This window comes from Bacillus sp. LR_5 (assembly GCF_042709275.1).
This window is the reverse complement of the sequence record NZ_JAVAXX010000191.1, coordinates 1-12,721: the sequence shown is the minus strand read 5'-3', so window position 1 is coordinate 12,721 and position 12,721 is coordinate 1. Positions and strand designations below refer to the sequence as shown.

General features: G+C 44.0%; 15 protein-coding genes and 1 pseudogene. 13 read left to right on the top strand and 3 right to left on the bottom strand.

Features of this window, described 5'->3' with window-relative positions; translation table 11 throughout:
- Both alaT and yugI read left to right on the top strand, forming a co-directional pair.
- Positions 1-517: pseudogene (alaT, locus tag RAC86_RS26830) on the top strand (alanine transaminase AlaT); the annotation flags it as partial.
- Between the two features lie 202 nt (positions 518-719).
- Positions 720-1,112: a S1 domain-containing post-transcriptional regulator GSP13 gene (yugI, locus tag RAC86_RS26825; RefSeq protein WP_003228864.1), complete on the top strand. Its 393-nt coding sequence runs from the start codon at positions 720-722 to the stop codon at positions 1,110-1,112.
- 78 nt (positions 1,113-1,190) lie between these two features.
- On the opposite strand, the gene RAC86_RS26820 is transcribed toward yugI, so the two are convergent.
- Complete coding sequence (locus RAC86_RS26820) at positions 1,191-1,427, bottom strand: DUF378 domain-containing protein (RefSeq protein WP_003220771.1); 237 nt, start codon at positions 1,425-1,427, stop codon at positions 1,191-1,193.
- A gap of 225 nt (positions 1,428-1,652) precedes the next feature.
- On the opposite strand from RAC86_RS26820, the gene RAC86_RS26815 reads away from it, so the two are divergent.
- From RAC86_RS26815 to RAC86_RS26795, 5 genes are all read left to right on the top strand, one after another.
- Positions 1,653-2,816 carry an iron-containing alcohol dehydrogenase gene (locus RAC86_RS26815; RefSeq protein WP_377886204.1) on the top strand — a complete coding sequence of 388 codons (1,164 nt, stop codon included), beginning with the start codon at positions 1,653-1,655 and terminating at the stop codon, positions 2,814-2,816.
- A gap of 101 nt (positions 2,817-2,917) precedes the next feature.
- Positions 2,918-4,090, top strand: coding sequence for an iron-containing alcohol dehydrogenase (locus RAC86_RS26810; protein WP_038429527.1), 1,173 nt, complete (start codon positions 2,918-2,920; stop codon positions 4,088-4,090).
- A gap of 111 nt (positions 4,091-4,201) precedes the next feature.
- The gene (locus RAC86_RS26805) at positions 4,202-5,554 is read left to right on the top strand and encodes a glucose-6-phosphate isomerase (RefSeq protein WP_003243401.1); all 1,353 of its coding nucleotides are present in this window, start codon (positions 4,202-4,204) and stop codon (positions 5,552-5,554) included.
- A gap of 58 nt (positions 5,555-5,612) precedes the next feature.
- Complete coding sequence (locus RAC86_RS26800) at positions 5,613-5,984, top strand: hypothetical protein (protein ID WP_015251349.1); 372 nt, start codon at positions 5,613-5,615, stop codon at positions 5,982-5,984.
- 59 nt (positions 5,985-6,043) lie between these two features.
- Positions 6,044-6,448 (top strand): YugN-like family protein, encoded by a 405-nt coding sequence (locus RAC86_RS26795; protein ID WP_003228878.1) that lies wholly within the window; start codon positions 6,044-6,046, stop codon positions 6,446-6,448.
- Here the strand turns inward: RAC86_RS26795 and kbfO are convergent.
- Both kbfO and mstX read right to left on the bottom strand, forming a co-directional pair.
- The gene (gene kbfO, locus RAC86_RS26790) at positions 6,445-7,431 is read right to left on the bottom strand and encodes a potassium channel protein KbfO (RefSeq protein WP_015384493.1); all 987 of its coding nucleotides are present in this window, start codon (positions 7,429-7,431) and stop codon (positions 6,445-6,447) included. The genes RAC86_RS26795 and kbfO overlap by 4 nt on opposite strands.
- Positions 7,428-7,760 carry a biofilm formation protein MstX gene (gene mstX / locus RAC86_RS26785; protein ID WP_021480479.1) on the bottom strand — a complete coding sequence of 111 codons (333 nt, stop codon included), beginning with the start codon at positions 7,758-7,760 and terminating at the stop codon, positions 7,428-7,430. The genes kbfO and mstX overlap by 4 nt, the downstream gene beginning before the upstream one ends.
- Positions 7,761-7,806: 46 nt before the next feature.
- On the opposite strand from mstX, the gene RAC86_RS26780 reads away from it, so the two are divergent.
- From RAC86_RS26780 to RAC86_RS26755, 6 genes are all read left to right on the top strand, one after another.
- Positions 7,807-8,070 carry a YuzI family membrane protein gene (locus tag RAC86_RS26780; RefSeq protein ID WP_377886203.1) on the top strand — a complete coding sequence of 88 codons (264 nt, stop codon included), beginning with the start codon at positions 7,807-7,809 and terminating at the stop codon, positions 8,068-8,070.
- A gap of 41 nt (positions 8,071-8,111) precedes the next feature.
- A complete protein-coding gene (locus RAC86_RS26775) occupies positions 8,112-8,789 on the top strand; it encodes a zinc metallopeptidase (RefSeq protein WP_003228889.1) in 678 nt (225 codons plus the stop codon).
- A gap of 43 nt (positions 8,790-8,832) precedes the next feature.
- Positions 8,833-10,122, top strand: a complete 1,290-nt coding sequence (locus RAC86_RS26770; protein WP_014665156.1) for a hemolysin family protein — start codon at positions 8,833-8,835, stop codon at positions 10,120-10,122.
- A 126-nt stretch (positions 10,123-10,248) separates the two neighbouring features.
- Entirely contained in the window at positions 10,249-11,913 is a 1,665-nt protein-coding gene (locus RAC86_RS26765; protein ID WP_377886202.1) for a glycoside hydrolase family 13 protein, read from the top strand.
- A gap of 26 nt (positions 11,914-11,939) precedes the next feature.
- Positions 11,940-12,074, top strand: coding sequence for a hypothetical protein (locus RAC86_RS26760; RefSeq protein ID WP_161476753.1), 135 nt, complete (start codon positions 11,940-11,942; stop codon positions 12,072-12,074).
- The gene (locus RAC86_RS26755) at positions 12,034-12,432 is read left to right on the top strand and encodes a secondary thiamine-phosphate synthase enzyme YjbQ (RefSeq protein ID WP_003243483.1); all 399 of its coding nucleotides are present in this window, start codon (positions 12,034-12,036) and stop codon (positions 12,430-12,432) included. The genes RAC86_RS26760 and RAC86_RS26755 overlap by 41 nt, the downstream gene beginning before the upstream one ends.
- Positions 12,433-12,721: the final 289 nt, after the last annotated feature.

Genomic DNA, 12,721 nt, shown 5'->3' with positions numbered 1-12,721 from the left:
CATAGCGGCTTTACCGGGAATGAAGGAACGGACGGTTGTCATCTCAGGCTTTTCAAAAGCGTTTGCGATGACGGGCTGGAGGCTCGGTTTTGCCGCAGCACCACCTGTGCTTCGGGATGCAATGCTTAAAATTCACCAGTATGCGATGATGTGCGCGCCGGCAATGGCACAGTTTGCCGCCCTTGAAGGCTTGAAGAACGGCATGGAAGACGTAGAAAAAATGAAAAAAAGCTACCGAAGAAGACGGAATTTGTTTGTGGAAACGCTCAATGAAATCGGCCTCAGCTGTCATCATCCGGGCGGCGCTTTCTATGCTTTTCCATCCATCAAAAGCACGGGAATGAGCTCGGAGCAGTTTGCCGAAGAGCTTCTGACGCAGGAAAAAGTGGCTGTTGTTCCGGGAAGTGTGTTTGGTCCGAGCGGTGAAGGGTATATCCGCTGTTCATACGCAACCTCGATCGAACAGCTTCAAGAAGCGTTAGTCAGAATGAAACGCTTCCTGCATAAAACAACATAAAAAAAAGATACGAACCTTTTGTTCGCATCCAATAAAAGGGGGGAATACTAGAAAGCCTTTGGTATTTTCAGTTTACCCCCTTTTTGCTGTGCATAAACCTGATTTTTTAATAAAAAGTTTTCTTTGCGGAAATAAGACATGTGTGATATAATTTTAAATTGCGTATAAACAGATATTTAATTTAACTTAGGAGTTGTTATGAATGGCAGCAAAATTTGAAGTGGGCAGTGTTTACACTGGTAAAGTTACAGGATTACAAGCGTATGGTGCGTTTGTTGCATTAGATGAAGAAACTCAAGGTTTAGTACACATTTCTGAAGTGACTCACGGTTTCGTAAAAGATATCAACGAGCACCTTTCAGTTGGCGACGAAGTACAAGTAAAAGTACTTGCTGTTGATGAAGAAAAAGGCAAAATCAGCCTTTCAATTCGTGCGACACAAGCTGCGCCTGAGAAAAAAGAAAGCAAACCAAGAAAACCTAAAGCTGCTCAAGTAAGCGAAGAAGCTTCTACACCACAAGGTTTCAACACATTAAAAGATAAGCTTGAAGAGTGGATCGAAATGTCCAACCGCAAAGACCTTATCAAAAAATAAGCATGAAAAAAAGCACCGGACAGGAATGTTCGGTGCTTTTGATTTCATGCAAAATCCTATTTCAGCGTGATTGATATCCTATCGCATTTCAGGATTTGCTGCTTCTTCACGTGATCTTTCCTCGTTTGGCTTAAATAGCAGACCGAGGTTGATTAAGCCGGCGATTCCGACAAGTCCGTAAATGATTCGGGAAAGAGCTGACCCTTGGCCGCCGAAGATAGCCGCTACTAAGTCAAATTGGAAAAATCCGATCAGTCCCCAGTTAATGGCGCCAATGATGGTTAATACAAGACAAATTCTTTGAATGGTACTCATGTTTTGCAACCTCCTCCATGAATTATTAAAACAGTTATAGATTGTGACATATTGGAGAATCTATACATGCATTCTCCATATGAGGCTGGCCTGCCCTCGCTTATATCAGCTTCTTTCCCAGCATCTTGCAAAATAAAACCATCTGGTATGCTGATCGGTGAGAGCTGATTGCTTTACATGTGGTGAGGACATTCTGCATAATAAAAAATCTAAGGAGGAGATGTCATGCAAAACTTTACATACTGGAATCCGACCAAATTAATTTTCGGGCGCGGCGAAGTGGAAAGACTTCCGGAGGAACTCAAACCTTACGGAAAAAACGTATTGCTTGTGTACGGAGGCGGCAGCATTAAACGCAGCGGCCTGTATGATCAAGTGATTGAACAGCTGAATAAAGCCGGAGCGACCGTGCATGAATTAGCAGGTGTGGAACCGAATCCTCGTGTGTCGACTGTTAATAAAGGTGTTGCCATCTGTAAAGAACAAAACATTGATTTCTTGCTGGCTGTCGGAGGCGGAAGCGTAATCGACTGTACAAAAGCGATTGCCGCAGGAGCGAAGTATGATGGTGATGCGTGGGATATCGTTACGAAAAAGCACCAGCCAAAAGATGCTTTGCCATTCGGAACGGTATTGACTCTCGCTGCGACTGGTTCAGAAATGAACTCAGGATCTGTTATTACAAACTGGGAAACAAAAGAAAAATACGGCTGGGGCAGCCCGCTCGTATTCCCTAAATTTTCGATTCTTGATCCGGTGAATACATTCACCGTACCTAAAAACCACACGATCTACGGGATGGTTGACATGATGAGCCACGTATTCGAACAATACTTCCATCATGTATCAAACACGCCGTATCAGGACCGCATGTGTGAATCACTTCTGCGTACAGTCATTGAAACAGCGCCTAAGCTGATTAATGATCTCGAAAATTACGAATTTCGTGAGACGATCCTGTACACAGGAACAATCGCATTAAACGGCATGCTTTCTATGGGTGCAAGAGGGGATTGGGCTACTCATAATATTGAACATGCAGTATCAGCCGTTTATGATATTCCGCATGCCGGCGGACTGGCAATTTTGTTCCCGAACTGGATGAGACACACATTGTCTGAAAACCCTGCCCGCATGAAACAGCTTGCAGTTCGCGTGTTTGATGTTGAAGAAGCAGGTAAAACGGATGAAGAAATTGCCCTTGAAGGTATCGATAAGCTGTCCGCATTCTGGACAAGCCTTGGCGCTCCGAACCGTCTTGCTGATTATGATATTAATGATGAGCAGCTTGACACAATTGCTGACAAGGCAATGGCTAACGGTACATTCGGCCAATTTAAATCACTCAACAAAGAAGATGTGCTGTCAATTTTGAAAGCATCTCTATAAAAAAGGGGAAATAGCCGTTTGGCTGCTTCCCTTTTTCTTTTTGTCAACTTATGTTACAATGGAAAATCTGTTTTTTACCAGCATCATTTGGAGGTTTTACTATGGAAAATTTCACTTATTATAATCCGACAAAGCTGATTTTTGGAAAAGGTCAGCTTGATCAATTAAGAAAAGAATTCAAACAATACGGCAAGAATGTACTGCTTGTTTACGGGGGCGGCAGCATTAAACGCAACGGCCTTTATGATCAAGTCACAGGCATTTTAAAAGAAGAGGGCGCTGTTGTTCATGAGCTGTCAGGTGTAGAGCCGAACCCGCGTCTTGCAACAGTGGAAAAAGGCATAGGGCTTTGCAGAGAGCATGACATTGATTTTCTGCTTGCTGTCGGCGGAGGCAGTGTGATTGACTGTACAAAGGCAATCGCAGCTGGCGTCAAATACGATGGCGACGCTTGGGATATTTTCAGCAAAAAAGTAACAGCGGAGGATGCGCTGCCGTTTGGCACTGTTTTAACGCTTGCTGCGACAGGCTCTGAAATGAACCCTGATTCCGTGATTACAAACTGGGAAACAAACGAGAAATTTGTATGGGGCAGCAATGTCACTCATCCGCGTTTCTCAATTTTAGACCCTGAAAATACGTTCACCGTTCCGGAAAATCAAACAGTATACGGCATGGTTGACATGATGAGCCACGTATTCGAACAATACTTCCACAATGTTGAAAACACGCCGCTTCAGGATAGAATGTGCTTTGCTGTTTTGCAGACGGTCATCGAAACAGCTCCTAAGCTTCTTGAAGATCTGGAAAACTACGAACTTCGTGAAACGATTTTGTATGCTGGTACTATTGCTTTAAACGGCACGCTCCAAATGGGATACTTCGGTGACTGGGCTTCTCATACAATGGAACACGCTGTTTCAGCTGTATATGATATTCCGCACGCGGGCGGTTTGGCAATACTGTTCCCAAACTGGATGAGATACACGCTTGATACAAATGTAGGCCGCTTCAAAAACCTCATGCTCAACATGTTTGACATTGATACTGAAGGCAAAACAGATAAAGAAATTGCGCTTGAAGGAATCGATAAACTGTCTGCGTTCTGGACAAGCCTCGGTGCGCCTTCTCGTCTTGCTGATTACAATATTGGAGAAGAAAAGCTTGAGCTGATTGCTGATATCGCAGCCAAGGAAATGGAACACGGCGGCTTCGGCAACTTCCAAAAATTGAACAAAGATGACGTGCTTGCCATCCTTCGCGCGTCTCTATAAACTCAAAGGGCGGAATCCAGTCATTCCGCCCTTTCTTCTTGACTTGATTTCACAGATAAGTTCATATAAAGTGAAAGATGAAAACATTATACCGTTATGGAGGGACAAGCAATGACGCATGTACGCTTTGACTACTCAAAAGCGTTGACTTTCTTCAACGAACATGAACTTACATATCTGCGGGACTTTGTAAAAACAGCACACCATAATATCCATGAAAAAACAGGCGCGGGCAGCGATTTTCTAGGCTGGGTGGACCTCCCTGAACATTATGATAAAGAAGAATTCGCGCGCATCAAAAAAAGTGCGGAAAAAATCAAATCTGACTCTGATGTCTTGCTTGTTGTCGGCATTGGCGGTTCTTATCTTGGAGCGCGGGCAGCGATTGAAGCGCTGAATCACGCGTTTTATAACACTTTGCCAAAAGCAAAACGCGGCAATCCGCAAGTCATTTTTATCGGGAACAACATCAGTTCATCTTATATGAGAGACGTCATGGATCTTCTTGAAGATGTTGACTTCTCTATTAATGTGATTTCTAAATCAGGTACGACAACTGAACCTGCAATCGCTTTCCGTATTTTCCGCAAGCTTCTTGAAGAGAAATACGGTAAAGAAGAAGCGAAAGCGCGGATTTATGCAACAACTGATAAAGAGCGCGGCGCATTAAAAACGCTTTCTAACGAAGAAGGCTTCGAATCATTTGTTATTCCTGACGATGTCGGCGGCCGTTATTCAGTTTTAACAGCTGTAGGTCTCTTGCCGATTGCTGTCAGCGGCGTCAACATTGATGACATGATGAAAGGCGCCCTGGATGCGAGCAAAGATTTTGCAACATCTGAACTGGAAGATAACCCAGCATACCAATATGCGGTTGTTCGCAATGTCCTTTATAATAAGGGCAAAACAATTGAAATGCTCATCAACTACGAACCGGCGCTTCAATACTTTGCGGAATGGTGGAAGCAGCTGTTCGGAGAAAGCGAAGGGAAAGATGAGAAGGGCATTTATCCTTCTTCAGCGAACTATTCAACAGACCTTCATTCTTTAGGCCAGTATGTACAAGAAGGCCGCAGAGATTTATTCGAAACGGTCCTGAACGTAGAGAAGCCTAAACATGAACTGACAATTGAGGAAGCGGATAACGATCTTGACGGCTTGAACTATTTAGCCGGTAAAACTGTTGATTTCGTTAACAAAAAAGCATTCCAAGGTACAATGCTTGCCCATACAGACGGAAATGTTCCGAACTTAATCGTTAACATTCCTGAGCTGAATGCATATACTTTTGGATACCTTGTATATTTCTTCGAAAAAGCCTGCGCGATGAGCGGTTACCTCCTTGGCGTCAATCCGTTTGACCAGCCTGGTGTAGAAGCGTATAAAGTCAATATGTTTGCGTTACTCGGCAAACCTGGCTTTGAAGAGAAAAAAGCAGAGCTTGAAAAACGTCTGGAAGATTAATGTGAGAAAGCTGACTGGCATTTGCCGGTCGGCTTTTTATTAAATCAGAAAGGTGCTGATGTTCATGAAACAATTGGTTAAACATCTCATCATTGCCGGTTTTTCTGCAGCTATTTTAAGTTTCCTTATCTCCTTTGATGCCGTGTATACAGAGTTTTCTTCAAGCTTTGGCGGCACGCTGTCACATTTTTTCATCCACGCCTTTCTTCTCATTGGTTTGCCGCTTGCCCTTTTTACCGATGCGGTACATCGGATTTTGCATTTAAAACGAACCCATACTCTTTTCACTAAATTAGGACTCTATGCAACGGTTGTTTATGTGTCTTGGGATTCAGCTGTATGGCTTGCAGCGGCAATGGCTGTTTACTTCTTAATTGAATGCGCTTTCTTTTCTGTTGGCCGCGCGAAAGAAACAACGATTTCCATGTAGGCGCCTCTGAATGAAGTCTTGTTCGGCGGGACAGGATAAGTGAAAAAAGGGGCATTCTGATGATACCAATACCTTCCGCGATAGATGGGCAGTCTTTTCTGCTTCAAGAACTGGAACAAGTGATGAAGCCGCTCGGTTATGTGATAAACGGCGGCTGGGAATACGATCATGGCTACTTTGATTATAAAATTGATGATAGAGACGGCTATTTATTTTTAAGAATTCCCGTCAATGCGGTACAGGGCAGTCTCGATGAACGAGGGGCGGCCGTCCGGATCGGAACGCCATTTATGCTGAGACAGGTGTTTCAGGCGGATGTTGACGATCACGCCGAGGGAGGGCCTTTCCAATCACTGTTTAATCAATTTTCCGAACCGGAAAGGCGGGACGCGGAAATTGATCCGGCATTTTTGGATATCGGCGCCTCTCTCGTGAAAGAATTGGAGGATGTTCTGTTACACTAGATGGCAAGGAATTGATCTGTTTCGAGCACCTTGTATGTAAGAGGAGGGGAAATCATCGGCCCCTCCTCTTTTTGTACGCCTATAATTGTTGTGTTGTGATCAAGGAAATAGAGAACACAGGTTTTGTAAGCCGCTCCCTTTAGTTCGTCAGGAACAGCAAGAAGCTCCACATGCTGATCAAGTGTCAGCTTGATTCCGTTCTGCTGTTTAGACGGCCGTAACTTGACTTGGTAATGCTGCAGCATCGCCCGGCTGATAAATTCTGAAGTTCCGATGATTTGGTTTGCACCTGCCCGCTCCGCATTGGTGACAAAACGGTCAGTCAAAATCTCGACGATGCAGTAAGCAAGGGGATTAAGCCCTTTAACAGATAAAAGAGTAAGCACTGACAGCATATCAGCATCAGTTTCACTTTTATACTGATCGGCAGTAATCATCACTGATTCCGCTTCAGTAATATTGGCCCGTTTCAGTGTCCCATCATCGGCAGCGTGCCCGCGTATGAAATGAACGTTTTCAATAAGCGGGCCTTCTGTTAAGGATTCATCGATTAGTACGACCGTTTTGGAAGGGGCGGCAAGCTGAAGGTCCTTCAAAAGCCGGTTTGTTTTTTCATTCCACCCGATCAGAATGATGTGGTCCCGGCCTTTGTAAGCAACTTTTCCTTCGATGTAGCGATGCTGTCTGCTGAATGCGGCCGCTGATAACGTAGCGAAATATGCTGTGACAAAGCTTGCTCCGCTCAAAATCAGCAGTATTCCGGCTGCCTGTCCCAGCGGCGTGTGCGGCACATAGTCTCCATAACCGACTGTCGAAACCGTAACGACAGCCCACCAAATGCCTTCGAATACCGAAGTGAACTGCTTAGGCTCAAGTATATAAATGATTTGGCCGAACAAAAGAATCAGACATAAAATAATAACCCCGATTCGGATAAATAACGGCCACCTGAGCCATGAAATAAATATCCGATTTGATTTCATTCTTTTTCTCCTTCTTCAGATACTGAGATGGATAAAATCTGTTTAATAATTGTATTTAATTTCTCATTTAGCTTTTCCTGGCCGTACTTATCTCGGGCCTGCTTCATTAACTCGGCTGTATCATCATCAAGCTGAATAAGCGGTTCATCAATTTCCGATTCATTATACAGCTGGATAAACGCGTCCAGTCCTTCATTCATTCGGTCGATTGCTGTGCTCAGCTGTTCCTTTTCCTCACTCGTCACTTTCATAGCTTCCATCACACCCGTGCTTTTTTCTAACAGTATGTCCCACTTCCGGTGATGTTTTTCAAAAAATGTACAAAACATATAAAACCGGATTTCTCCATAAACTAAAACAAAAAGGATGAAAAAGATGACGATCTTTCAAAGAACGATCGTGGTTTTAATCGGTACGCAGCTGGCGGCATCCGCGGTGATTTTGTTTATTTTCGATTTGAATTCATATAATCACTTTTCCGGCAGCTTCTCCTGGTTTTATTTTCTGAAAGAACTGGCCGGCAGTTTCGCCTGTTATTTGTTTTCAGCAGGCATGTTCTTTTTGCTGATTGGATTGTGTGCTCCAAGCCGGAAGAAAAAGCGCATTTCTGTACACGGGAAAGAAAACTCATTAAAATAATCGTAATAGAGAAATGATCATGGAAAAAGGATGATGAAAAAATGCTGTTTATATTTTTAACAATAGCCGCATTGGGATTGTCGTTTTGGGCACAATTTAAAGTAAAGAGCAACTTTGAAAAATATTCAAAAGTGGAAGCCTCAAGCGGACGTACAGGGGCAGAAACGGCAAGACGGATTTTAGATATAAACGGTCTTTACGACGTGCCGGTCGAACCGGTAAGAGGCACTTTAACAGACCATTACGACCCGACAAGACGGGTGGTGCGTTTATCTGAGCCGGTCTATTACGGCCGCTCAATTTCCGCCATATCCGTAGCTTCCCATGAAGTCGGACATGCCTTGCAGCATCAGGAGTCATATGGTGCGCTTGTGCTGAGACATAAAATCTTCCCAGTCGTGAATTTTGCATCCGGTGTAGCTCCTTTGCTTTTCTTAGGAGGCATGCTTCTCGGCAGCCTGAATTTGATCGGGCTTGGCATCATACTGTTTTCAGCGGCAGTCTTTTTCCAGCTGATTACATTGCCTGTCGAATTCAATGCAAGTTCACGCGCCAAGCAGATTATTGTGTCAGAAGGATTCATCCGAAACAATGAAGAAAATGGGGTAAATAAAGTGCTGAGCGCTGCTGCCTTAACGTATGTGGCCGCCGCCCTGGTTTCCCTGTTTGAACTACTTCGTTTTGTGATGATTTTCTTAAACGGTCGTGATGAGAATTAACGTTAAGGAGGTGGCCCCTTACCATTTATGGTAAGGGCTTTTTTTGCTTATTTTACAATTGATCGCCATTTTTGTTTTGATTGGCATTACGGCTGTTTTCGTTGCAGCGGAATTTGCGATCGTCAAAATCAGAGGTTCAAAAATCAATCAGCTCATCGAAAGCGGTGACAGCCGAGCGCTAGCCGCACATAAAATCATCTCCAATCTTGACGAGTATTTATCAGCCTGCCAGCTCGGGATTACGATTACTGCCCTCGGCCTTGGATGGCTTGGTGAACCTACATTTGAACGTTTTCTTCATCCCTTATTTACAATGACAGGCATGCCGGAACCGTTTAACCACATTGTCACATTTGTAGTTGCATTTATCATCGTCACTTTTTTGCATGTGGTGATGGGGGAGCTTGCCCCGAAAACGGTTTCTATTCAAAAAGCTGAAGCTGTAAGCTTATGGATTGCAAAGCCGCTGATCTGGTTTTATAAAATCACGTACCCGTTTATTAAAGCATTAAACGGCTCTGCAAGCTTTCTTGTGAAATTGTTTGGCTTTCATTCAGTAAAGGAGCATGAGGTTGTCATCAGCGAAGAGGAACTAAGGCTGATCCTTTCTGAAAGCTATGAAAAGGGAGAAATCAATCAGTCTGAATTCCGCTATGTAAATAAGATTTTTGAATTTGACAACCGGGTAGCGAGAGAGATTATGATTCCGCGGACAGAAATTGCGGTTATCTCTCTGGAGCAGTCGCTTGAAGAGGCAATTCATCACATCATTAATGAACGGTATACACGCTACCCTGTCATCAAAGATGACAAGGATCATATTTTAGGGATCATCAACAGCAAAGATATGTTTAAAGCTTATTTTCTCGGCCAGCCGATAAAGCTGGAGCAAATCATGAGGCCCGTTATCAGGGTCATTGAAAGTATTCCTGTTCAACAGCTTTTAATCCGCATGCAGAAGGAGCGGATTCACATGGCGATTCTCGTAGATGAATACGGGGGAACGGCAGGGCTTGTCACTGTAGAGGATATTATAGAGGAAATCGTCGGGGAAATCCGCGATGAGTATGATCAGGATGAAACACCGCACATCCTGAAAAAGGGCGAGCACCATTATGTGATGGATGGAAAAGCGCTAATAGACGAAGTGAATGACCTTCTCGACATTGCGATTGAAAATGAAGAAATTGATACGATTGCAGGCTGGCTTCTAACGCAAAAAATGGAGCTGAAAGCAGGAGATGTGATACACGCGGAGGGCTGTGAATTTAAAATCCTCGACGCCGAAGATCATCACATCCGTTTTGTAGAAATTAAAAAAACTGATTTTTAATAAAAAACAGCCGGGGAACGAACGGCTGTTTTTTGTGTCATCAAGTCATTTCTTAAAAAGCAATGCTGTGAAGCCTTTTTTCTACATAGGATATATAAGACCGGTACACTGGGAAGGAGTGGCTGTATGAAAAAGGCTTGGTGGAAGGAAGCCGTTGTTTACCAAATTTACCCCCGCAGTTTTAAAGATTCAAATGGAGACGGAATTGGGGATATTCAAGGAATCAGATCCAAGCTTTCTTACATAAATGAGCTGGGCGCTGACGTCATATGGATTTGCCCGCTGTATGACTCACCGAATGCTGATAATGGCTATGATATCCGGGATTATCAAAACATATTAAGCGAGTTTGGCACCATGGAAGATTTTGATGAACTGCTTGGTGACATTCATGATCTGGGGATGAAGCTGATTATGGATCTCGTTGTGAACCACACAAGCGACGAACATCCATGGTTCATAGAATCCCGTTCATCCATACACTCGGAAAAGCGCGACTGGTATATTTGGAAAGACGGCAAAAACGGAAAAGCGCCCAACAATTGGGAAAGCATTTTCGGCGGGCCGGCTTGGGAGTATGATCAAAAGACAAGCCAGTATTATCTGCACCTTTTTGATAAAAAACAGCCTGATTTGAATTGGGAAAATGAACAGGTGAGGAATGCCGTTTATGACATGATAAATTGGTGGCTTGATAAAGGAATTGACGGATTTCGGGTGGATGCCATTACGCATATTAAGAAAAAAGAAGGGCTTCCCGACATGCCGAATCCAAAGGGATTGGACTATGTCCCTTCCTTTCCTTATCATATGAATGCTGACGGCATTATGGATTTGTTAACAGAGCTGAAGGAAAACACATTTTCCCGCTATCCGATTATGACAGTTGGTGAAGCAAACGGCGTCGCTGCAAAAGAAGCAGCTGATTGGGCTGGAGAAAAAAACGGCATATTCAGCATGATTTTTCAATTTGAGCATCTCGGCCTGTGGGATGTAGAGATCAATGAAAGTATTGATATCGTTGCATTTAAACGAATTTTAACTGACTGGCAGGACAGTCTGGAAGGGATCGGCTGGAATGCTTTGTTTATGGAGAATCACGACCAGCCCCGTTCAGTTTCTGTGTGGGGAGACGACGGAGTGTACCTGAAAGAAAGTGCAAAAGCGCTTTCCGCTGTTTATTTTCTCATGAAAGGCACACCGTTTATTTATCAGGGACAGGAACTCGGGATGACGAACGTGGCTTTTCCCTCTATTGAGGACTATGATGATGTCGCAATGAAACGCCTGTATGAAACAAAAACAGCGAAAGGCACATCACACGAGGATGTGATGAAGATTGTCTGGAAAAAGGGAAGAGACAATTCGCGAACGCCGATGCAATGGAATGCTGGTCCATACGCCGGATTTTCTGAGGCCAAACCGTGGATCGGAATCAATGAGAATTACAAATGGCTGAATGCCGAGGCGCAAAAAAACGATAAAACATCCGTTTACCATTTTTACAAAAGCTTGATCAAGCTGCGCCAAACATATGATGTTTTTATTAACGGGACATACGAGCTCATTTTACCGGAAGATCAGCAAATCTTTGCATATCTTCGGAAAAACGAGAGCCATACTGCACTGATTGCGGCCAATCTGACAGGAACACCGGCGTTGTTCAGGCACTCTGGATTGCCATTGGCATCAGATGCACTCGTCTTGTCAAATATTGAAACAGAGCCGCACAAGCATATGACATCAGCACTCTTAAAGCCGTATGAAGCAAGAATATATCTATGGTGCTAAACTCCAGCCTTAGACTGGAGTTTTTTTTGTTATATCGGGTTTATGAGAGCGGTTTAACAGGAAAAAAAAGAACACAGAACGAATTAAGCGATGAGAGCGGACAAACGAAAGGAGAAACAAATGCTGAAAACACTGCAAATCAAAACAACCAAACGAGATGAAATGATTGATATTACCCGGGAGGTGGAAGCGTTTCTTCAAGAAACAGGTATAACGAGCGGCGCAGCGCTGATTTACTGTCCGCATACGACTGCGGGCATTACAATTAATGAAAATGCCGATCCGGACGTCAAAAAAGATATGCTCAGAAGGTTTGATGAGGTATATCCGTGGGAACATGAGCTGGACCGCCATATGGAGGGCAATACAGCTGCACACATGAAGTCGAGTACAGTCGGAGCTTCACAGCATGTCATTGTGGAAAACGGCCGGCTCATTCTTGGAACTTGGCAGGGCATTTATTTCTGCGAATTTGACGGCCCTCGCACCCGGACATGCTATATCAAAATGATGGGATAATAGGCTGTTTTTTTGACAAAAGCATGATCGCTGAACAAACGCCGATAGCCGGAGGGCTTGTCACACCCGACCCGGCTGCCGCTTTATCGAATGAAGGCGCGCTTGGCATTCGGCTATCTCAGTCACGACCTGCTCGAAAAGCTAATCCATATGCGAAATAAAAAGCGCGGGAAAGAGACACGCGCCTCACCCTTTGTTTTCAGGAAAGCCTGCATGAGGGATAGTCAATCAATGGATGTAAACGTACCGAGCTTTGCCGAACGTAACTTGATAAACTGAGGTGACAGAT